Genomic DNA, 20606 nt, shown 5'->3' on the forward strand with positions numbered 1-20606 from the left:
GCGATGCTGAGCGGATTGTCGGCTGGACTGAAAGTCGTGCTCGGCGTGCAATTCGTCCTGGCGCTCCTGTTCCTCGCGCTGGGATGGAGCCATACGTCATCGATGACCTTCGGTCGGACACCCTCGTTCGCAGACATGGTCGCGCTGGCCGCGCCGCTGGCGCTGGTCGTCGCGGGATCGATCGCTTCCGCCGGCGCTTCCCGGCGGGGACAGCGAGGTCTCGCGCAGGTATTCGCGCTTATCCCTATCCCGCTGGCGATCCTTCTCGCGACGCTGGCCGGATTGGTTTGAGCGCATGATCATCGGCATCGGCTCCGACCTCTGCAACATTGAGCGCATCGAGAATTCGCTGGCACGCTTCGGCGACCGCTTCCTCAACCGCGTTTTCACCGATGTCGAAAAAGCCAAGGCCGCATCTCGCCCGCACACGCGCGCCGGAACGCTCGCCAAGCGCTTCGCCGCCAAGGAGGCGTTCTCCAAGGCCGTCGGCACCGGCTTCAAGCGCGGCGTCTACATGAAGGACATCGGCGTGGTGAACGCGCCGTCGGGCGCTCCGACCCTCCGCCTCACCGGCGGTGCCAGGGCGCGGCTTGACGCCCTTGCGCCGGAAGGCCACGCCATCGACATACATCTGACGATGACCGACGATTTTCCCTGGGCTCAGGCATTTGTCATCCTGCAAGCCCGCAAGCTGGAGCCCTGATTGACCGACACCGTCCCCGAATCGAGCGCCGAGCCATCACCTGCTCCCGCTCCGGTCGCCGAGGAAAGCAAGGGCGCCGCGCTGTGGCGTGAGATCAAGGGCCTGTTCTGGGTCCTCGTCGCGGTGCTGCTGTTCCACAGCTTCATCGCCAAGCCCTTCTACATCCCGTCCGAATCGATGATGCCGATCCTGCTCAAGGGCGATCGGCTGGTGGTGAGCAAATATCCGTACGGCTGGTCGTGGGTTTCCCCGAGCTTTCACGTCTTCCCGCACTGGAGCGGGCGCGTGATGGGCCGGATGCCGGAGCGCGGCGATATCGTTATTGTCACCCCGCCGGGCGGAAGCGACGACTGGATCAAGCGCGTTATCGGCCTTCCCGGCGACACCATCGAGGTCCGCGGCGGGCGCCTGATCATCAACGGCAAGCCGGTGAAGTCGGTCCCGCGTCCGCCGGTGATGGTGCCCGTCGACGCCAACGTTCCCTGCGGCATGGAATTTTCCGGTTTCCAGACGATCGGCGAGGACGGGAAAGCCTATTGCCGGCTTCCGATCGTTCGCGAGACGCTTCCCAACGGCGTCACCTACGACACCATCGACCTCGGCCCGGGTTCGGCCGGCGACGACCGCCCGCCGGTCAAGGTTCCCGCCAACCACCTGTTCCTGATGGGCGACGACCGCGACCGCAGCGCCGACAGCCGCTTCACCCATGAGCAGCAGGGCCTCGGCGGCCCCGTGCCGTGGGAAAATATCGGCGGCCGGGCGGAGTTCATCACCTTCTCGCTCGACGGCACGTCGCAGCTGCTGAACCCGCTGAGCTGGTTCGAAGCGCTTCGCTCGGGCCGTGCAGGGACGTCTCTTCGGGCACAAAAGGAGTAGCCGATGAGTTCAGGGCCGCCGACCGTCGAACCTCACGTCGAGCGCCCTGGACCTGTCGAGCTTCGCGACCCCCTGGTCGCCCGTGAATTCAAGCGCGCGTCCGTCTGGTTCGGGCTCGCCTTGCTGGTCGCGGGCGTCATCGTCCTCGCCCAGCCGCTGCTGCTGATCATCGGCGGAATGATCTTTGCCGTCTTCCTCGACGGCGGCGCCCGGCTGCTCGGCCGGTTCCTGCCGATTCGCCGCGGTTTCCGGCTTCTGCTGACCCTCCTGCTCGGATTCGGCTTCGTTGCCTGGGTGGGCTGGTTCGCCGGCACCACCATCGCCGCCCAGTTCGAGGCGCTGCGGATCGTGGTCACCGCCCAGTTCGACAAGCTGATGGAGACGGTGTCGTCGCTCGGCCTGATTCCAAAGGGACCGCCGACGAACCTCGGCTCCCAGCTATTGGGCTCGGTCGGCCGCCTGACCAGCGTTGTCGGAAGCGCGATCGGCGCCGTCACCAGCGTCATCCTGATGCTCGTGATCGGTATCTTCCTGGCGATTGAGCCGCGCCTTTACGACCGGGGCATCGCCTGGATGCTGCCGGTCCGCCACCGCGAGCAATTCTACCGAATCGCCAACCATGTCGGGTACACGCTGCGCCGCCTGCTGCTGGGCCGCCTGCTGGGGATGGTCTTCGAAGGCTTCTTCACTGGCGTGCTGCTGTGGCTGGTCGGCGTGCCGATGGCGGCTCTGCTGGGCCTGATTACCGGCATCCTCGCCTTCATCCCGAACATCGGTGCAATCACCTCGGGCATCCTGATGGTCGCGGTCGGATTCAGCGCCGGCCCGCACCAGGGCTTCGCGGCGATCATCATCTACTTCGCGGTGCAGAACATCGACGGTTACTTGATCATTCCATACATCGCGCGGCGCACGGTCGATCTCGCGCCGGCGATCGTGCTCGCCATGCAGCTCCTGATGGGCGCGCTGTTCGGAATTCTCGGGATCCTGTTCGCCGATCCGATCCTGGCAGCGATCAAGGTGACGCTGATGGATCTCAGCCACGAAAATGCGGAGAAGGATGGATTGAGCCCCGAGGTCGTCGGGGACGGAGCTAGCTCGCCTTAAGGCTGGGGCTGGCCGGGTTCAGGCACCGGAAGCCGATGCGGTTCCGCCTGGCCGCCGTCGGGAACGCCCTGCTGCTGCATCAGCGCCGCGTTGGGCACGATCTGGACGATGTGCACGTCGAAATCGAGGTCTGCGTTGGGGCCGAACGGGCTGCCCGGAGGCGGGGTCTCGCCGTAAGCGAGCTTGCCCGGGATGTGGATCTTGTACTTGCCGCCCTTCTGCATCTTGGTCAGCGCCTCGGCAAAGCCGGGGATGACCTGTCCAGCGATCATCGGCTGCGGGCCGCCGTGGCGGGCGCTGTCGTCGAACACGGTGCCGTCGGCAAGGCGGCCTTCATATTCGACCATCACGCCGTCGACCGACTGGATGAACGGGCCCTCGCCGGCCTGCAGGGTGCGGATCCTGAGGCCGCTTTCGGTCGTGGTGCCGCGCAGCGGGCTGGCGCCGAGCCAGGCAAGGCCGATTCCGGCCGCGACCAGGACGATCAGGGCAATCCAGATTCCCGCGGCGCGTCCGCGATGTTCGGGACGCTTGGCAGCTTCGGCAACCGACATGTCTTTGCGTCCCGTTCTGGAGGGTAAGGGCTTAGCGCGAACCTTCGCGCTCGGCGCGCTTGCGCTCGAGCTTGCGGGCGCGACGGATGGCAGCGGCACGCTCGCGTGCGCGCTTTTCCGACGGCTTCTCGTAGTGGCGGCGCAGCTTCATCTCGCGATAGACGCCTTCGCGCTGCAGCTTCTTCTTGAGCGCGCGGAGCGCCTGGTCGACGTTATTGTCGCGAACGATGATCTGCATAAATGCCCTGTGAAACTCCGAATCTGCTGTGTCCAATCCCGTCAAAAGCTTACGGGACCAATAATCTTCGCCCGGCGCAGCATTGCTGGGTCGGGGCGCCGCCCTTAGCAGTGCCCTCCAGCCCATGCAAGGCGCGGAAAGACCACCGAATAGCAGGATGATCGCAGACCCGGGGCTCGTCGATGCGCGAGTATCCGCTCCGGGGGGATGCGAGCCTTTGCCCCGATCAGGCCACAATGATCCCGTTGCGCACTGCGTACCGTACGAGGTCGGCAGTTGTCCTGAGGCAAAGCTTCTGCATCACGTTCGTGCGATGCGTTTCGACTGTCTTCACACTGATCCGGAGCCCGCTCGCCATTTCGGCTCGGGTCTGCCCCTCGGCAATGCGCTGGACGACCTCACGCTCACGATTCGTCAAAAAGCCGGTGAGCGGCCGGGATCCTTTCTTGAGGTAGGAATCCAGCAGTCTCTCTGACACGGAGCTGGAGAAGAATGGCCGGCCTGAAGAAAGCGAATCGAGCGCCCGTAGAACCTGCGTTCCGGGTTCTGATTTCAGCACGAGACCCCTCACGCCCGCTTCGAGGGCCTCAAGCACGAAATCTTCCCGCTCGTGCGCCGTGTACATCAGGATCGCAATTCGCGGCGACAGGCGCTTCAATTCCGTGGCGAGGTAGACGCCGCTCAAACCCGGCAAACAATCATCGATGACGGCAATATCGGGCCGGGTATTTCGGGACATGTCCACGGCCGCGCGGCTGTCTGCCGCTTCGGCAACGACCGAGTAATAGCCCGTCGCCTCGACGAGACCTCTCACGCCACGCCGGACAGAATGATGATCGTCCACGATCATGAGTCGCTTGACTGGAATGGACGCCATCGTTGCCCCCGATCCGAGGACGCCGGTCAAAGCGTGCCTCCACAAGCTCGTTCGAAGTCTGCGAGCCGTCGGCAGCGGCGCGAACGAGTTCGAGTTCAATAGTCCGGAGGCACCCGGACGTCTAGTCATAATATACGACTTGTCATTATGACAATCAGTTTACTCTGACCCGATCATGCGATAATTCTCGCTGGTGGATTCCAGCAGAACAGGTGATCACCGCGTCCGCGTGGCTGCCGAGCGCCGCGATCGTATGCGCTCGAAGCTGATGGAAGCAGCGCTCGTCGTCTTTTCGTCCCCGGATGCCGAGCCGAAGGGAATCGAGCATGTCATTCGACATGCGGGCGTCTCGCGAGGCTCATTCTACAATTACTTCGAAAGCGTTGAGGAGCTTCTGAAGGCCGTCGCGGTCCAGGTGAGTGACGACTTGATGGACGCGGTGGCTCCCGTCGTGGAAGCGCGGGCAGACGCGGCAGAACGGGTGTCGGCAGGCATTCGCTCATGGATCGCTCTGATTGAGGCGAACCAGTTCCTGGCCGCATTTTTTCGCCGTGCAGGACTCTATGTCTTTGAGCAGAATACGCGCCTGCGAGAGGATCTTCCTCGAGACCTCGTCGCGGGTATGGCCTCGGGACAGTTTACAATCGCCGAGGTGGAATTGGGGTTCGTGCTTGTCGCTGGAACGGTCTTGGCTGCCATAAACACCTTGGCACTCGGTCTTCCGCCGCCCGATTACGGCAAGAAGCTTTCTCAGCGCATTCTCATGTCGCTTGGCGTCGAATCTCACGAAGCCGAAAGGATTTCGGAAATGGCCATTCCCGAGGCACAGTTCCCAAAGGACTCCCCGGTCAGTCGCGCCGCAGGTTGAGTGCCGGGCGAGCAAAAAGTTCAATTCACTGCGGTGAATCGAGGCCTGAACACGATAGGCTAACTAATTGCGCAATCGCGGTTATCGGCGATTAACCTTCTCCCGTGTACAACCTCCGCTTCATTCGAGTGGGGTGGTAATGGGTTTCAATCGTAGGGAAGTGTTGCGTTGGGGCGCCGTTGGCGCGGCGGGGGCCATGCTCTCGTCGGCTGCAAGCTCCGTTGGCCTTCCGTCGATCGTTTACGCTCCGCCGCCGGTGCCGCGGGACCCGCTGGGTCCACTCGCGCCGCAGCAGGTCACCCCTCCGGGCATCGATCCGACCTTGTTCCAGAAGGCCAAGGCCGCGCTGGATTCGCACCGCTACCAGGCGCGTGCGCGTGACGTGATCGGCATTGTCGATTTCTCGAAACCGTCGAGCGACCCGCGATTCCACCTCGTCGACCTGATGAACGGAACGGTCGAAAGCCATCTCGTCGCTCACGGCCGCGGCTCGGATCCCGACCATTCGGGCTTCCTCGAGCGCTTCTCCAACGATTTCGGGTCCTATGCGACCTCCAGCGGCGCCTACACGACAGGCGATTATTACGAAGGCAAGTACGGCCTCTCGATGAAGGTCAACGGCCTCGACTGGACCAACAACAATGCCGAGGCACGCGCCATCGTCATTCACAACGCCTGGTACGCCGAGCCGCAGATGATTTCGCAGCATGGCAAGCTCGGACGTTCCGAAGGCTGCTTTGCGTTCAGCCGCGCCAGCCAGTGGGACGTCATGCGCCGCCTCGCCGGCGGCCGGATGATCTACGCCGACAAGGTTGCCTGATTAGACCCAGCTTCAGGGGGCAGGAGAGGACGGGGCCTCGGATCGTGATCCGGGGCCCCGGCTTTTTGTGCTAGGCGCGCGGTGATGGACGCCCAAACTCTATCGATCCCGGTTGGCGATGAAACCACGTCCGGACTGTTGCTGATGCCACCGGACGCGAAGGCCCTGTTCGTCTTCGCGCATGGGGCCGGCACCGACATGCGCCACCGCGCCATGGCCGGCAATGCGGAAGGGCTGGCCGAACGCGGCGTTGCCACGCTCCGCTACAACTTCCTCTTCACCGAAAAGGGCGGGAAGCGTCCCGACCCGCCGCGGCTTGCGCATGCCGCCGTCCGCGCCGTAGTCGCCAGGGCCGCCGAGGTTGCGGACGGTCTTCCTCTCTTCGCCGGAGGCCGCTCGTTCGGCGGAAGGATGACGTCCCAGGCGCAGGCGGACCACCCGCTGCCGGGTGTGCGCGGCCTCGCTTTCCTCGGTTTTCCGCTTCATCCCGCCGGTAAGCCGGGCATTGAGCGCGCAAGCCATCTCGCCATGATCCGGATTCCGATGCTGTTCGTGTCCGGCACCCGCGACGCTCTGGCGGAGCTCGACCTGCTGCGTCCCGTCGTTGCCGGGCTCGGCAGTCTCGCAACGCTGCACCTGGTCGACCAGGCCGATCACAGCTTCAAGGTTGCGGCGAAGAGCGGCCGGACTGGGGCCGAAGCCGAAGCCGAAGTGCTCGATGCGCTCAGCCGCTGGATGTCAGGACACTAAGAGCGCCCGTTCGAGGTCCTTGGGCCGACCAAACGCCATCAGCATCGCCTTCAGATCCGGAACGGACGGGACAAACAATTCTTGGTCCCCGACCCGCTTTGCCTCGCGGCTTCGCGGCACCACGGGTTGCCAGCCGTTCGCAGCCGCCAAAGCGAAGCCGCCCATGACTTCGACCGGTAGGGGCGGGGCTCGCCAGGTTCCAAACACGGCCGACCGGAACTTCGCGCTCGGTGGTCCGGTCCGTCCGCCTCCGCCGACCCGCTTCATGAAGATCTCCGCGTCCCGTGCCGACATCAGCAGGTCGACGTCACGGACAGGAGTCACCGGAAAGCCGTGCAATGCGATCGCCGCGCTGCCGATGATCCACCAGTCGTCGGACGCTTCGGCCGCCATGGCGGCGACCATTTCCAGGCTTTGCCGGAGGTCCTTGGCGAGCAGCTAGGCTTCCTGGGCGACGGCGCCACGCGCTTTGGCGTCGCGAATGAACCACCATGCCGACCAGGCCAGGGTGGCGAGCAGGATCGCTTCGATGATCCGGCTCACGGTCGCCGGCCCGACTTGCGTCTGCAGGATCATGTTCGGGTAATAGAGCGCCAGGCTGTGCGACAAAGCGAGGACCACCAGTGCAGCGATTGAGGCTGCGGCCCACAGCACCGAGCGGTGCAGGGTCCTCAGGCGGAACAGGAACAGGCCAGCACCCGCGAAGGCAAGGGCCAGGAAGACGACGATCAGGATGTACGGCCCCGGCCGCGACCAGTCGGACAGGCCCGCCGAATGGTAATATTCGCCGAAGGCATCGCTGACTGCCATTTGCGCATCGACCGCGCGCAGCGCGGCGAACGCGGCGCAAACGAATGCGATGCGCAGCCAGAAGGGTGCGGTCTCCGACGTGGCGGGATTTCCCCGCGCCCTCGACGCAACAAAGGCGATACCCGCGCAAGCCGCATAAGCCGCCGCATAGACGATTTCCGGTTTCGTCTTACCCTCCCCCACAACTCTTGACCTTGAATAGCCGCGACGGCTGCCGCCGCCAAGAGTCCCGTGGCGTTAGCGTGAAGCCACCTTGTCAGGCGTCTTGGCTTGCGGGGTCTTCGGGGCATTGTTCAGGGCCGCGATGACCTTGCCGTCCTTCTTGTAGATGTCGGCATAGTCCTTGATCGACCCGTCCTGCAGCGCAGCGGAGGACATGTAGACGATGTAGACCGGGAGCGGCTTGGGGAAGTTCGCCTGCACCGTCTTCTGGCTGGCGACCGTCTCCTTGATCCGCTCCGGGGTCCAGGCGGCGGGCACGGTCCCATCCGCGGCCGGCGCATAAGTGCCCTCGCCAAGCAGCTTCTCGGCCAGCAGCAGGATGTGCTCGGTGCGGATGCAGCCGTGGCTGTAGGCGCGCGACTTGGCGTCGAACAACGTCTTCGCGGTCGTGTCGTGAAGGTAGATGTTGTGCGGGTTGTACATCACGAACTTGATCTGCCCGAGTGCGTTGCGCGGCCCCGGCGGCTGACGCCAGCGGAGGATCTTCCCGTCCGGCCCTTTCAGCGAAACATAGCCCGGCTTGCCCGCGACTTCCTTGGTGATGCTGGGCGGCACTTCCCACCATGGATTGAGGATGACCCCCGTCGCGACCGCCATCAGCTGCGGCGTCTGCGTCTTGATTGCACCTGCAACCGCGCGGTGGCGCGACACGGTCTGCCCGTTCTCGACCAGCGCCGCCGTATAGGCCGGCACATTGACGATGATGTATCGCTCGCCCAGGTCGCGCGGCAGCCAGCGCCAGCGGTCCATGTTCAGGCGGATGCGGTTGATCTTGTCGGTCTCGCCCTTCGGAGTGACCTCCAGAGCGTGCCTCAGCGCCGCATATTGCGGGTGCGTCGGCAACAAGCCCGTCAGCGCTTCGCCGACCCGGTGCTGCGCCAGCGCGGCGCGGAGCAAGGTGTCCTGTTTCGCCGCATCGAGGTCGGGATCGGGGACGAACCAGTTCTGCCGGTCGGCGCGCTTCACGCGGCCCAGCGCCAGGTCGTTCGACAGCGCGTTGAAGCGCTCGGTCGCCGCCGCGGAGAGCAGGATCGGGTCGCCCGCGCTCATCGCGCTGATCAGCCCGGCCGTATCGTAATCCCTGGGGTCGAGCCCTTCCTTGGCCGAGGTCATGATCGCCATCAGCAGCTGGTTGGCGTCCAGCGGCGTCCACACCGCGGGCGGCGGAGGCGGCGGAACGGGCGCCGCCACCGGCGGAGCGACGGGCGTGGTCGCCTGCGCGGGCTTGGCCGCCGGCACGCCGGTCTGGGCGATCGCGAGCCCGGCGGGAGCCATCAGCGCCGTGAACAGAAGCAAGCCTTTGAAACGCACTCTCATCCCCTGGAAAATCCCACGTTTCGAGGTGGGTAGCCCCAACCTCGACACCTCAAAGAATGTGCAATCCACCTGATACACGGGCTGAACGGCTGTCGCTAGTGACGCCCGCGCCACACCCTTGCGGCAAATGATGAATCCGGAACGAACCAATCCTTAAGGTCCCGCCGCCTACCTTGCCCTGCCGATTGGGGACCTTGAGAATGTTGAACGGCACAATGATACCGCGAAGCGTGCGCCGGATCTTCGACGAACGCATCGAACCGCGCACGGAAACCGTGTCCCAGACCGCCGTCCTGGAGCTTCGCGGCCGCAAGCATGTCGTCCGGCTGCTCAACATTTCCCGCTTCGGGGCGATGGTCATTTTCCAATCGATGCCGCATATTGGCGAGGCCGTCGCGCTCCATCTTTCCGACCGGGGCCGGGTGTGCGGGCAGGTCTGCTGGGTTCGCGATGGGCGTATCGGAGTGAACTTCGAGACGAAGTCTTGAGTTGCGTAACGTGGAAATGAGTTTCTCCATGATCAGGGCCCGCATCGGCGAAACCGCCGATCCCGTCGAACGTCGCCGCGCATCGCGCCTTCCGGTCGAGCTGGACGCCCGCGTCCGCGAGCTCGGCACCGAGGGCGTCGAGGCCCGCGTCCTCAACATCTCCGAAACCGGCTTCATGGCCGAAAGCGACGGCCATTTCGAAGTCGGCGCCCGCATCTGGCTGATGCTTCCCGGCCGCGGCCGCTGCAACGCGGTGGTCAAGTGGATCGCCGGTGACAAGCTCGGCGCCGAGTTCGCCGAAGCCTTCGCGCTGGACCATCTCCGCACCGAAACGCACGGCGCCTGAGCGCGCGGGGGCTGTCCTACAGCCCCGGATTTTGCATACAGGGCGCGGGATGAACGCATCCCCAGCGCCCGCCGAGCCTCAAACCGGCACCGCCATCCCCCACTTCGAAAAGCTAGCCGCCGATCCCGAGATCGCGCCCTTGCTCAACTTCGATCCCGTCGTCCGCAAGGTCAGGCGCCCCGACGGCTGGACCCCGGAGCTTCAGCGAGAGCTGATCGCCCGCATCGCCGCCACCGGCACGGTCCAGTCCGCCGTGTGGCAGATGGGCAAGCACGCCACCGGCTCCGAGGCGCTCTACAAGACCCCTTCCGCCAACGGCTTCCGCATGTCCTGGGACGCCGCCATCATCATCGGCCGCCGCCGCAACGGCCTCGATTCCCAGCCGCCCTACACCGGCGAGGTCCCCGGCATTCAGCGCCGCGGTTCGAAACGCGACCTGCCGCCCGAACCCGCGCCGGAACCGGTCATGAGCGACGAGCAGAAGTGGGACCTCATGCAGGCGATCGGCGCCAAGTTCCTGAAGAAGGTCGCGGCCGAGCGGCAGGCGCGCCTCGCCGGACAGACCGTCGCCGCCGATTTCTACCTTCGCCAGGTCACCTTCATCGAAGTCATGTTCGACCTCACCGCCACCCGCCTCGGCTTCGACACGCACGACGTGATGAGCAAGCTGCGCCGCGGCGATCACGATGTCACTCAGATCGCCAGCACCGCCTTCTCCGACTGGCTGGACGCCGCGCGGCGGAAATGGTGGACGGAGGAAGGCCAGCCCGAACGCCCGAGGCACCCGGACGTCAGCTTCCTGAAGGCGCACCGCAGCGTCGAGGGCAAGTTCACCACCGCCGCCGACGAGGATTCCACCGGCGCCACCACCACCCCGGCGCGCGGCTTCACCAGGGAGAGGTGGGCGACGATGAAGCACAATGAACAGCGCGCCGCCCGGCAATGGCAATATGGACAGGACGCGGAGGAGCAACGGGCCTACGAGCGTCGCGCCATCGAAGAGTGGCGCGCGCGAGTGAGCACCGAGCGTAGCGACGCCGACGCGTAGCGTCGCCGGAGCAGCGCGAAGAGATGCGTGCCCCAGGCCGGACGACGGGTCGCACAGCGAGCCCGATCGACGTCACGGGATTCACTCCCGTGACGGCTGGCACTTGCCAAGGAGACCAGGATGAAGCACCGATCCGACGCCGCCACCCGCCAACCCCAAAACCAGCCTCCGCAACCGCTCGCCGGTCCGGGCGAGCAGCGGCCTCAGCAGTTTGACGAAGAGGATGAAGCGGACGCGTTCATCCGATGGCTGGCGCATGGGGAGGCGGGGCGGTTGGGTGAGCCGAACTACGTCCAGTTACGTTGACAAACACACGCCTCCTGTAATCTATGGTTGACAGCATGTGTATTGTAAACTATAGGAGACAAAGTTGATCGAGGTCCGGCAGACCACTCGATTTGCGACATGGTTGGCAGGTCTGCGTGACGAACGCGCCCGGGCTCGCATCCTGAAGAGGCTTGATCGGGCTGGGCAAGGAAATTTGGGAGACGTCGCTCCGGTTGGAGATGGAGTCTCGGAGATAAGAATTTTCTACGGCCCGGGCTATCGCGTCTATTTTATCCAGCGAGGTTCGGAGCTGATCGTCTTGCTATGCGGCGGCGACAAGTCGACGCAGAGCGCGGACATCGAGGAAGCAAAGGCTTTGGCTAAGGAGGTTGATTGATGGCCAAGATCGAAACCACGGCTTTCGACTCCGCCGACTATCTCAACACCGCCGAAACCATCGCAGCCTATCTCGATGCCTATCTCGAGGATTCCACTCCCGAGGAGCTTCGCACTGCTCTTGCGACCGTCGCGCGTTCCCATGGCATTTCGGATTTGGCTCGGCGCAGCGGCATCAGTCGTCCGGGAATCTACAAGGCGCTCGGCCAAGATGGGAACCCGTCGTTCGAGACGATCCGCGCTATCCTGAGCGCGATGGGGTTGCGATTGACGGTGGAGCCTGCGGAGGTCGGATAGGGCCATTATTAGTCGCTGACCAAGGCAGCGCGTGCGGGCATGGAGGGTCGGAGTTGGAAGCGTCAGACAAGTGTCGGGTCCCGGTTCTCAGCCCGTCGTATATATGAGTAGTCATGCTTGAATCGCAGCCTCCGCCCCTTCCGCGCTTCCCGCGAGATGCTCGAATTGCAAACGTGGTCTCGGATCGCATGCGTAAGATCCGGAGTACGGACACCAAACCAGAGATGCGTGTTAGGCGCCTCCTGCACAGGATGGGATTTCGGTTTCGGCTTCATCGGTGTGACCTCCCAGGAAAGCCGGATGTCGTTTTGCCAAGGTACCGGTTGGCGATACTGGTTCATGGATGTTTTTGGCATCAGCACCCAGGCTGCCGCCACGCTCGCTTGCCTCGAACCCGGCAAAACTATTGGTTGCCAAAGCTAGCCAGAACTCAGGAGCGCGACCTTCGGAACGTAGTCGAATTGAATCGACTAGGCTGGCGAACTCTAACTATTTGGGAATGTTCAGTTGATAAACTGGACAAGTTAGAGGCAATACTTCGGCGAGTTACGGCTGCCCCTCAGGCGGCGAGCGCGGAAGTGATCTGACTTGCTACAGCCTCAGCGAGAATTGGTGGAACTGCATTGCCCACCTGCGAATATCTTGCGCTTTGTCGGCCGAGAAATTGAAATTCATCCGGGAAAGACTGAAGCCTTGCTGACTCTCGAACGGTGAGTCGCCTAGGTGCTCGAGAACAAGAAGCGTGTTGTCGAATTCTCGAGGACGCTTTCTGCCTCTTCGTTGCGAGGAATCGAAGCGCGGAATACGATATGGATTGCTCACATATGGATCAGCCGAATGAGCAAAAGGCTTGTTCGCCTCGAGGTTCCACTTCACAAAGCTCTGTTTTGCGAACTCTCTCGCGTCCCATGAGCGCTCGTTGCCATCGCCCTTCTGCATGGCCTGCGCGTCCAGAGTTGGGTCTGCCGCCTTTCCGGCAGCTTGGATGACTACGGCCTTCTTGTAGCCGATCTCCTCGCCGGAAAGGACTACGTCGATCAACTTATCCAACGGATCTGAAGGAGCGGGGATCGGTTGGCTCTCCACCTCCTCCCAGACGACCCGTAATATATCCAAAGCAATCTCAGCGTGCGAAGACAATAAACACCTCGATCGACCACTCGCGTTCCCGGCGATGGGTGCAGACACTCCAGATGCAGGTCAAGTCATCGCACCAACCGCGCTGTTGATTGCCGATTGGAGATCAGAAAGCAGCCCTTGCGCGTCGTGTCTCTCGCTTCCCCACTGCAAAAAGCGCTTCAACTCTCATCACCCATACGTAAGGCAGCAATAAACGCCTCCTGCGGGATGCTCACGGAGCCATATTCCCGCATGCGCTTCTTGCCCTCTTTCTGCTTCTCCAGAAGCTTGCGCTTGCGGGTGGCGTCGCCGCCGTAGCACTTGGCGGTCACGTCCTTGCGCAGCGCGGCGATGGTCTCGCGGGCGATGACCTTGCCGCCGATCGCGGCCTGGATCGGGATCTTGAACAAGTGCCTGGGGATCAGGTCCTTCAACCGCTCGCACATGCCGCGGCCGCGGGCTTCCGCGTTTCCGCGGTAGACGATCATGCTCAGCGCATCGACCGGCTCGCCGTTGACCAGGATGCTCATCTTGACGAGGTCGCCCTCGCGGTGGCCGACCTGGTGATAATCGAATGACGCGTAGCCGCGGCTGATCGACTTCAGTCGGTCGTAGAAGTCGAACACCACTTCGTTGAGCGGAAGCTCGTAGCGCAGCATCGCCCGCGCGTGGCTTCCGGTGCCGACGTAGGTCAGGTCCTTCTGGATGCCGCGGCGGTCCTGGCACAGCTTCAGCACCGCGCCGAGATAGCTGTCGGGGACGTAGATGGTCGCGTCGATCCACGGCTCCTCGACCCGCTCGATCACGGTCGGGTCGGGCCAGTCGGCGGGGTTGTGGATCTCCAGCTTTTTGCCGTCGCGCAGGTGGACCTCGTAGACCACGCTCGGCGCGGTGGTGATGAGGTCGAGGTCGTATTCGCGGGTCAGCCGCTCCTGGATGATTTCCAGGTGGAGAAGGCCAAGAAAGCCGCAGCGGAAGCCGAAGCCGAGCGCGGCGCTGGTCTCCATCTCGAAGCTGAACGAGGCGTCGTTGAGGCGGAGCTTGTAGAGGCTGTCACGGAGCTTCTCGAAGTCCGCGGCGTCGACCGGGAACAGGCCGCAGAAGACGACCGGCTGGACTTCCTTGAAGCCGGGGAGCGGCTCGGCGGCGGGGCGCTTCGCATCGGTGATGGTGTCGCCGACGCGGGTTTCCGCGACTTCCTTGATCTGCGCGGTGATGAAGCCGATCTCGCCCGCGGCCAGCTCGCTTAGCTGCTCGATCTTCGGGCGCATGCAGCCGACGCGGTCGACGAGGTGGGTGGTGCCGGCGGCCATGAACTTGATCTGCGCGCCCTTGCGGATGACGCCGTCCATCACGCGGACCAGGATGACCACGCCGAGATAGGGGTCGTACCAGCTGTCGACGAGCATCGCCTTCAGCGGCGCGTCGCGGTCGCCCTTGGGCGGGGGGATCTTGTCGACGATCGCCTGGAGAACTTCGTCGATCCCGATGCCCGACTTTGCGGAGGCGAGGACCGCCTCGGAGGCGTCGAGCCCGATGATCTCCTCAATCTCCTGCCGCACCCCCTCCGGGTCCGCGGCGGGCAAGTCGATCTTGTTGATCACCGGCACGATCTCGTGGTCATGCTCAATCGATTGATAAACATTCGCCAAAGTTTGAGCTTCGACGCCTTGGGCGGCGTCGACGACGAGGAGGGCGCCTTCGCAGGCCGCGAGCGAGCGCGAGACTTCGTAGGCGAAGTCCACGTGGCCGGGCGTGTCCATCAGGTTCAGCTCATAGCCGTTCCATGCGAGGCGGACGGTCTGCGCCTTGATGGTGATCCCGCGCTCCTGCTCGATCTCCATATTGTCGAGGATCTGCCCGTGGGTCATCTCGCGCTCGGTCAGCCCGCCGGTGCGCTGGATCAGGCGGTCGGCAAGCGTGCTCTTCCCGTGATCGATGTGCGCGATGATCGAGAAATTCCGGATTTTGTTCAGCTCTGTCATTTGCGGGGCGCGCTAGCAGGGGATTGAAGGAAGCGCGAGGGCGTTGGATAACGGCTGTTCAACAGGGGGCTAATCGATGAGCAAGTTCAGCATCTTGGCTACGGGTGTGTGCGCGGCCGCGTGTGGTGCAGCAGTCTATGCGGCGGCGCCCGCGAAGGCCCCGCCACCTCCTCCGCCGATCGCGAACTACTGGATGGATGCCGCGACGACAGGCGGCTTTGGGGCCGGAATGACCGGAGGCGGCGGCCGCCCGAGCATGAGCCAGATGATGGGCATGATGTCCGGCAGCGCACCGCCGGTGACGCACACGCTGGAGCTGCGGCTCGCGTCGCGGACCAAGGCTCCTGCCGCTCCCAAGGCCGATCACCTGATCCCGCCGGGGCTGCAGATGGGACCGAGCCTGCCGCTGATCGCGCCGGACAGGCCAAAGCCGGAACCGACGGCGATGCCCTATGAGAAGCCAAAGGGGCGGATGCTGGTCTACTGGGGCTGCGGCGAGCATGTCGCGGCCGGCCAGCCGACGGTCATCGATTTTTCCAAGGTCGCGGCTGGGCAGATCCCGCCCGGGATGGCCGCGATGTCGAGCTTCGCGCGTTATTCGGCGGTGCCGCGAACGGCTCCGGGCTATGGCGAATGGCCCAACAAGGTCGACCGCAAGCAGGTGCCGCCGGGCGGGTCGCTAATCGGCGTGCACAAGGTCGAGGGCAATTATTCGCCGCCGATCGCGTTCACCCTCGGCCAGGACTGGATGCCGAACCTGAACCTCCGGCAGATCGCGGCGCTCCCCTCCGGAGCGGTGCGAATGGGCTGGACTCCAGCGCCTACCGCGACCGGCTACGCACTGGCCATGTTCGGCGCCAACCAGAGCGGGGACGTCGTCATCTGGTCATCGTCCAAGAGCGCCGCGACGGCCGCGTTGCTCGATTATCTGCCGCCGAGCGAGGTGAAGCGACTGATCGGCACGGGTCACGTATTGCCGCCGACGACGACCGAATGCACCTTGCCCGCCGAGGTCGTCCAGGCGTCGCCCGCAGGCATGATCATGGAGATCGGCTACGGTCCGGAAGCCTATTTTGCGGAGAGCCCGAAGGCGCCCAAGTGGACCGCCCGTGTCCGCTTCAAGACGGTGTCGTCGACCATGCTCGGGATGCCCGACATGGGTGAGGGCGCCCCGCAGGGCCAAGGACAGCAGCCGAAGAAAAAGAAGAAGTTCGGAATCGGCGACATCCTGGGCGGAGCCATTCCGCACTAAGGCGATTTCCGCCCGTTCGTCGATGTCGAAGCGTCGTCCGTCGAAGCGTCTTGCGCTGACGGGCGCGACCCCTACAGCAATCCGCCGAGTCGAGGGGAGTTAAAAGCTTCATGAATAACAAGAATCGTATTGCCGTCCTGCTTGCCAGCGCATCGCTGCTCGCCGCCTGCGCGACCGCGCCGCAAACCGCCGTCGCCCCGGCCGCCCCGCCGGCCGCTGCGGCGCCAGCGCCGTCCGAACCGGCGCCGGTTTCCGCGCTGGTCCAGGAAGTCGCGATTCCGCACACCTCGTTCAAGCTTGCAAACGGCCTGACGGTCATTGTCCACGAAGACCATAAGGCGCCGATCGTCGCGGTCAGTACCTGGTACAACGTCGGTTCCAAGGACGAGCCAAAGGGCAAGACCGGCTTCGCGCATCTGTTCGAGCATTTGATGTTCAACGGCTCGGACAACCTGCCCGGCGACTACTTCACCTACCTGCAGCAGATTGGCGCGACCGATTACAACGGGACGACCTGGTTCGACCGCACCAATTATTTTGAGACGGTGCCGAAGGCTGCGCTCGACCGCGCCCTGTTCATGGAATCCGACCGCATGGGCTATTTGCTCGGCGCAGTGACGCAGGAGAAGCTGGATAACCAGCGCGGCGTCGTCCAGAACGAGAAGCGGCAGGGCGACAACCAGCCGGGCGGCCTCACCGAATATGAGGTGCTCGGCAACCTCTTCCCCGAAGGCCATCCGTATCACCACTCGACGATCGGCTCGATGGCGGACCTCGACGCCGCCAGCCTGGCGACGGTGAAGGAATGGTTCATCGACAAGTACGGCCCGAACAATGCCGTCCTCGTGCTGGCGGGCGACATTACGGCGGCGGAAGCTCAGCCGCTGGTCGAGAAGTATTTCGGAGCGATCAAGGCGGGCCCGGTGAACACGCCGGCGGCCGCCGACGTCCCGACCCTGGCCGCGCCCAAGTCGATCGTCATGAAGGATCGCGTCGCCGCGGTTCAGATCCAGAAGCATTGGGCGGTTCCCGGTCTGCAGTCGGACCAGCTTGCCGCGCTCGACATCGGCGGGTCTATCCTCGGTGGCCTCGCCAGCTCGCGCCTCGACAAGATCCTGGTGCGTGACGAAAAGCTCGCGGTCGGCGTCAGCGCCGGACTGCAGCCGTTCCAGCGGATCGGGATGTTCGAGGTCGACGCGACGGTGAAGCCGGGCGTCGATCCGGCGGGGGTCGAGAAGCGTCTCGACGAGATCATGGCCGAATTCATCGCCAACGGCCCGACCGAGGATGAAGTCCGCCGCGCCGCGACCCGCGAAGTCAGCGGGCGCATTCGCGGGCTGGAGCAGGTTGGCGGCTTCGGCGGCAAGGCCGTGGCGCTGGCCGAAGGCGAGGTCTTCGTCGGAGATTCCGACTTCTACAAGAGGACGCTCGATGCCTATGCCGCGCTGACGCCCGCCGACGTGAAGGCGGCGCTGCAGCAGTGGCTGACCCGTCCTGCATTCACGATCAGGCTCGAGCCCGGCGACCGGCCTCCGTACGAGGAGACGAAGTTCAAGCCGAAGACGGGCAAGACCGCCGACATCAAGACGCCCAAGGTCAAGCGCGAGATTCCTGCCGTATCCGGTAATGCGCCGCTCGACTTCCCGGCGGTTCAGCACACGACGCTCTCCAACGGCATCAAGGTCAGCTACGCGCAGCGCACGACCGTGCCGGTCACGCAGATCGCGCTCGGCTTCGACGCCGGCTATGCAGCCGATGCACCCAACGGTCGCGGCCTGCAGAACATGACCCTGTCGCTTCTCGACGAAGGCGCTGCGGGCAAATCCTCGCAGCAGATTGCCGAGGACGAAGAGCGGCTGGGCGCCCAGATCTCCGCAGGAGGCGGCGCTGACACCAGCAACGTCACCTTGTCCGCGCTCAGCGCCAACCTCGGCCCGTCGCTCGACCTGCTGGCAGACCTCGTCCAGCGGCCCGATTTCAATGCGCCGGAAGTGGAACGCGTCCGCACCCAGATCCTGACCGGGATCGCGCAGGAGCAGAAGACTCCGGAGCGGATGGCGGGGCGCGCGCTGCCGTCGCTGCTCTACGGCCCGACGCATCCCTATGCCGCGATCGGCTCCGGCGATCCGGCAGCCGTGAAGGCGTTCTCGCGCGAGGATCTGGTCGGTTTCCAGCAGCGGTGGCTGCGGCCGGACAATCTCGAGATTTTCGTGGTCTCGAACCTGCCGCTTGCCGACGTCCAGCAGCAGCTGGAGCAGCGCTTCGGCACTTGGACGGCGCCTGCCGTTGCGAAGGGTGAGAAGGTGTTCACCGCGCCGCCGGCGCGCCCGAATGCCCAGCGGATCGTGCTCATCGACCGCCCGGGCTCACCGCAGTCGATCATCGTCGGCGGCCAGGTGACGCCGGTCGATCCGCGCGGGGAGATGGCGGCGCTGACGCTCGCCAACGACGTACTGGGCGTGCAGTTCCTGTCGCGCATCAACATGGACCTGCGCGAAACGAAAGGCTGGTCGTACGGCGTTCGCGGGACGACGCAGCTCAATGCCAAGGTCGTGCCCTATGTGATTTCCGCCCCCGTGCAGGCGGACCGCACCGGCGATTCGATCAAGGCGCTGCAGGCCGACATCCGCGAGTTCCTGACCACCAAGCCGGTTACCGACGAGGAATTCGAACGGAACCTCGCCAACCGGGTCAGCCAGCTGCCGGGCTCGTTCGAAACGTCGGGTTCCGTGCTGGGGGCGATGCAGACCAACGCGCTCTACGGCCGTCCCGACAATTACTACGAGCTGCTGGCGGACAAGTACCGTTCGCAGTCGAAGGCGTCGCTCGACGCGGCGCTGCGGGCGGCAGTCGATCCGAACGGCTTCGTCTGGGTGGTGGTCGGCGATGCGGCCAAGGTGAAGCCGCAGCTGGCCAAGCTTGGCCTGCCGGTTGAGGAAATGCAGCCGAAGTAAGCCTGGTCCGATGGGAGGCCGACGCCGCCATGGGTGAACCCATGGCGACGTTCTTTAGTGGCAGGTTTGGGTGGAAAGCTGACGTTAGGAGTAGCGTGCTGATATCCCCCACATGCTCCACACGCGTACACTAAATGGCACAATCGAAATCGAAGGTCGGGCGTACGACTGGGACCTACGTCGCGAGCCGCAATGGTGCACTGTGGACGGCTGGCAAGGTATGTTGGTCGGAGTCCGGGATGCGACCGAAGATGGGCGCGAGGCACTATTACACTTTCCCCGCGCCAAGGGTCCTGCTCAGCGAGGCCAGAGGACCCCGCCACCGCCCACAGGTCCATCGTCAGGAACTTGAACAAGCCATCAAGGGTGCGCTGGCGGCGGGCTGGGAACCGAGCGCTAGAGGCAAGGCATTCCACTTCGATGTCTAATGTCCGCGATGGGTGGAAAGCGGACGCCCGCGATCGATGTAGAAGGTGCCGCCAAACTACTGACGGCACTGTCTACAAGGTGAACTAGGCTATCTGCCGGCGTGCGATTGCGCCCGCCTTACGCCGCCTCATAGAGAGACCGACCGCACCGAAACCGAAAAGCATCATTGCCCAGGTCGCGGGCTCCGGAACGGCAGCGATTTGCGAGGTCGTGAACTGCGTTATCGCCCCCGCTGTTGACTGCGTTCCGGTGGTGGCTGCACCATTGAAGATGTCGACAACGCTGTAGATGCCGTCGTCAAGCGTGTTCACCGTGTCAAAGGTCAGAAAGCCGAACCCGGAGCCCGAGACCGTCGCGTCGGTCGGGATCAGGAAGTCGAGAATCAGACTCCCCATGGCCGGATCGTAGAGGAACGGATTGTCGAACATGATAGTGTAGTCGAATGGCTGGGAGCCCGTTCCCGTTGCAGCGGTGGAGAGCGACAGCGCCCCTGAATAGACCGTCTGCGGGTTCAACAAATTGTTCGCAAACACTGCATCGGCAACTCCCGATGAGTCATTGCCGGACGCCCCGGTTACGCCGGCCTGGATCGTAATGTCGGACACATTGACGGTATTGCCGGAGAAGAAGCTCGGCCCCGCGCCCGGATAGGCACGAAAGCTGATGGCACTGATCGACTGCGGTCCGCTGAAATAGCTGGACGAATAGATTTGCTGGACACGGCTTCCGCCGGTTCCGAAATAGCGAAGGGGCGCAGGACCTTGGGCATTTCCTGGGGCCGTCGGCACAACCTGCTGGGCTAAGGCCGATACGGGCAGGCACACGGCGGCCATTGCCAACAGACCGATACGTCCCTTTTTCATTAATACTCTCCTTGCCCCGG

At 64.1% G+C, this 20606-nt stretch carries 25 protein-coding genes and 1 pseudogene; 16 read left to right on the forward strand and 10 right to left on the reverse strand.

Features of this window, described 5'->3' with window-relative positions; all coding sequences use genetic code 11:
• The first annotated feature begins 3 nt into the window (after nucleotides 1-3).
• Genes ABD928_RS09250 through ABD928_RS09265 form a run of 4 tightly spaced genes read left to right on the forward strand, consistent with a single transcriptional unit; the run spans nucleotide 4 to nucleotide 2686 of the window.
• Complete coding sequence (locus ABD928_RS09250) at nucleotides 4-291, forward strand: hypothetical protein (RefSeq protein WP_187715424.1); 288 nt, start codon at nucleotides 4-6, stop codon at nucleotides 289-291.
• 4 nt (nucleotides 292-295) lie between these two features.
• Nucleotides 296-703, forward strand: coding sequence for a holo-ACP synthase (gene acpS, locus ABD928_RS09255; protein ID WP_187715423.1), 408 nt, complete (start codon nucleotides 296-298; stop codon nucleotides 701-703).
• Complete coding sequence (gene lepB / locus ABD928_RS09260; protein WP_187715422.1) at nucleotides 704-1579, forward strand: signal peptidase I; 876 nt, start codon at nucleotides 704-706, stop codon at nucleotides 1577-1579.
• A gap of 3 nt (nucleotides 1580-1582) precedes the next feature.
• Nucleotides 1583-2686 carry an AI-2E family transporter gene (locus ABD928_RS09265; protein WP_345168164.1) on the forward strand — a complete coding sequence of 368 codons (1104 nt, stop codon included), beginning with the start codon at nucleotides 1583-1585 and terminating at the stop codon, nucleotides 2684-2686.
• On the opposite strand, the gene ABD928_RS09270 is transcribed toward ABD928_RS09265, so the two are convergent.
• From ABD928_RS09270 to ABD928_RS09280, 3 genes are all read right to left on the reverse strand, one after another.
• Complete coding sequence (locus ABD928_RS09270) at nucleotides 2683-3240, reverse strand: FKBP-type peptidyl-prolyl cis-trans isomerase (RefSeq protein WP_345168167.1); 558 nt, start codon at nucleotides 3238-3240, stop codon at nucleotides 2683-2685. The two genes, ABD928_RS09265 and ABD928_RS09270, sit on opposite strands and share 4 nt — an antisense overlap.
• A gap of 31 nt (nucleotides 3241-3271) precedes the next feature.
• A complete protein-coding gene (gene rpsU / locus ABD928_RS09275) occupies nucleotides 3272-3478 on the reverse strand; it encodes a 30S ribosomal protein S21 (RefSeq protein ID WP_187478788.1) in 207 nt (68 codons plus the stop codon).
• A gap of 226 nt (nucleotides 3479-3704) precedes the next feature.
• A complete protein-coding gene (locus tag ABD928_RS09280; protein WP_345168177.1) occupies nucleotides 3705-4355 on the reverse strand; it encodes a response regulator in 651 nt (216 codons plus the stop codon).
• A gap of 193 nt (nucleotides 4356-4548) precedes the next feature.
• Between ABD928_RS09280 and ABD928_RS09285 the strand changes: the two genes are divergently transcribed.
• The 3 genes from ABD928_RS09285 to ABD928_RS09295 all read left to right on the forward strand — a co-directional run bounded on the left by ABD928_RS09285 (nucleotide 4549) and on the right by ABD928_RS09295 (nucleotide 6793).
• Nucleotides 4549-5223 (forward strand): TetR/AcrR family transcriptional regulator, encoded by a 675-nt coding sequence (locus ABD928_RS09285; RefSeq protein ID WP_345168180.1) that lies wholly within the window; start codon nucleotides 4549-4551, stop codon nucleotides 5221-5223.
• A gap of 160 nt (nucleotides 5224-5383) precedes the next feature.
• Complete coding sequence (locus ABD928_RS09290; RefSeq protein ID WP_345168183.1) at nucleotides 5384-6043, forward strand: murein L,D-transpeptidase catalytic domain family protein; 660 nt, start codon at nucleotides 5384-5386, stop codon at nucleotides 6041-6043.
• An 84-nt stretch (nucleotides 6044-6127) separates the two neighbouring features.
• The gene (locus ABD928_RS09295) at nucleotides 6128-6793 is read left to right on the forward strand and encodes an alpha/beta hydrolase family protein (protein ID WP_187715419.1); all 666 of its coding nucleotides are present in this window, start codon (nucleotides 6128-6130) and stop codon (nucleotides 6791-6793) included.
• On the opposite strand, the gene ABD928_RS09300 is transcribed toward ABD928_RS09295, so the two are convergent.
• From ABD928_RS09300 to ABD928_RS09310, 3 genes are read right to left on the reverse strand one after another with little or no spacing between them, the layout of a single operon-like run.
• Complete coding sequence (locus ABD928_RS09300) at nucleotides 6782-7198, reverse strand: hypothetical protein (RefSeq protein ID WP_187715418.1); 417 nt, start codon at nucleotides 7196-7198, stop codon at nucleotides 6782-6784. The genes ABD928_RS09295 and ABD928_RS09300 overlap by 12 nt on opposite strands.
• A gap of 33 nt (nucleotides 7199-7231) precedes the next feature.
• Nucleotides 7232-7786 (reverse strand): hypothetical protein, encoded by a 555-nt coding sequence (locus ABD928_RS09305; RefSeq protein WP_345168188.1) that lies wholly within the window; start codon nucleotides 7784-7786, stop codon nucleotides 7232-7234.
• Nucleotides 7787-7840: 54 nt separating this feature from the next.
• A complete protein-coding gene (locus ABD928_RS09310; RefSeq protein WP_187715416.1) occupies nucleotides 7841-9136 on the reverse strand; it encodes a L,D-transpeptidase family protein in 1296 nt (431 codons plus the stop codon).
• Between the two features lie 236 nt (nucleotides 9137-9372).
• Here ABD928_RS09310 and ABD928_RS09315 point away from each other — a divergent pair, with 236 nt between their 5' ends.
• From ABD928_RS09315 to ABD928_RS09345, 7 genes are all read left to right on the forward strand, one after another.
• Nucleotides 9373-9630: a PilZ domain-containing protein gene (locus ABD928_RS09315; protein WP_345168193.1), complete on the forward strand. Its 258-nt coding sequence runs from the start codon at nucleotides 9373-9375 to the stop codon at nucleotides 9628-9630.
• Nucleotides 9631-9658: 28 nt separating this feature from the next.
• On the forward strand, nucleotides 9659-9976 hold the full coding sequence (locus ABD928_RS09320) for a PilZ domain-containing protein (protein ID WP_187715415.1): 318 nt from the start codon (nucleotides 9659-9661) through the stop codon (nucleotides 9974-9976).
• 49 nt (nucleotides 9977-10025) lie between these two features.
• Nucleotides 10026-11024 carry a hypothetical protein gene (locus ABD928_RS09325; RefSeq protein ID WP_345168197.1) on the forward strand — a complete coding sequence of 333 codons (999 nt, stop codon included), beginning with the start codon at nucleotides 10026-10028 and terminating at the stop codon, nucleotides 11022-11024.
• Nucleotides 11025-11144: 120 nt separating this feature from the next.
• Nucleotides 11145-11330: a hypothetical protein gene (locus tag ABD928_RS09330; protein ID WP_187715413.1), complete on the forward strand. Its 186-nt coding sequence runs from the start codon at nucleotides 11145-11147 to the stop codon at nucleotides 11328-11330.
• 64 nt (nucleotides 11331-11394) lie between these two features.
• Nucleotides 11395-11688 (forward strand): type II toxin-antitoxin system RelE/ParE family toxin, encoded by a 294-nt coding sequence (locus ABD928_RS09335; protein WP_187715412.1) that lies wholly within the window; start codon nucleotides 11395-11397, stop codon nucleotides 11686-11688.
• Entirely contained in the window at nucleotides 11688-11984 is a 297-nt protein-coding gene (locus tag ABD928_RS09340; protein ID WP_187715411.1) for an addiction module antidote protein, read from the forward strand. The genes ABD928_RS09335 and ABD928_RS09340 overlap by 1 nt, the downstream gene beginning before the upstream one ends.
• Nucleotides 11985-12172: 188 nt before the next feature.
• Nucleotides 12173-12571 (forward strand): very short patch repair endonuclease, encoded by a 399-nt coding sequence (locus tag ABD928_RS09345; protein WP_187715410.1) that lies wholly within the window; start codon nucleotides 12173-12175, stop codon nucleotides 12569-12571.
• Here the strand turns inward: ABD928_RS09345 and ABD928_RS09350 are convergent.
• The 3 genes and pseudogenes from ABD928_RS09350 to lepA form a co-directional block, all read right to left on the reverse strand.
• Entirely contained in the window at nucleotides 12544-12810 is a 267-nt protein-coding gene (locus ABD928_RS09350; protein ID WP_187715797.1) for a DNA cytosine methyltransferase, read from the reverse strand. The two genes, ABD928_RS09345 and ABD928_RS09350, sit on opposite strands and share 28 nt — an antisense overlap.
• Nucleotides 12732-13172: pseudogene (locus tag ABD928_RS09355) on the reverse strand (restriction endonuclease, SacI family); the annotation flags it as partial. The gene ABD928_RS09350 and the pseudogene ABD928_RS09355, both read right to left, overlap by 79 nt.
• A 110-nt stretch (nucleotides 13173-13282) precedes the next feature.
• The gene (gene lepA, locus ABD928_RS09360; RefSeq protein ID WP_345168204.1) at nucleotides 13283-15088 is read right to left on the reverse strand and encodes a translation elongation factor 4; all 1806 of its coding nucleotides are present in this window, start codon (nucleotides 15086-15088) and stop codon (nucleotides 13283-13285) included.
• A gap of 76 nt (nucleotides 15089-15164) precedes the next feature.
• Here lepA and ABD928_RS09365 point away from each other — a divergent pair, with 76 nt between their 5' ends.
• Both ABD928_RS09365 and ABD928_RS09370 read left to right on the forward strand, forming a co-directional pair.
• Nucleotides 15165-16340 carry a hypothetical protein gene (locus tag ABD928_RS09365; RefSeq protein WP_345168207.1) on the forward strand — a complete coding sequence of 392 codons (1176 nt, stop codon included), beginning with the start codon at nucleotides 15165-15167 and terminating at the stop codon, nucleotides 16338-16340.
• A gap of 110 nt (nucleotides 16341-16450) precedes the next feature.
• Entirely contained in the window at nucleotides 16451-19294 is a 2844-nt protein-coding gene (locus ABD928_RS09370; protein WP_187715408.1) for a M16 family metallopeptidase, read from the forward strand.
• Nucleotides 19295-19806: 512 nt separating this feature from the next.
• Here the strand turns inward: ABD928_RS09370 and ABD928_RS09375 are convergent.
• Entirely contained in the window at nucleotides 19807-20586 is a 780-nt protein-coding gene (locus ABD928_RS09375) for a PEPxxWA-CTERM sorting domain-containing protein (protein WP_223276527.1), read from the reverse strand.
• Nucleotides 20587-20606 lie beyond the last annotated feature (20 nt).

The sequence above is a fragment of the Sphingomonas daechungensis genome (genome assembly GCF_039543105.1).
GTDB classification, from domain to species: domain Bacteria; phylum Pseudomonadota; class Alphaproteobacteria; order Sphingomonadales; family Sphingomonadaceae; genus Sphingomicrobium; species Sphingomicrobium daechungense.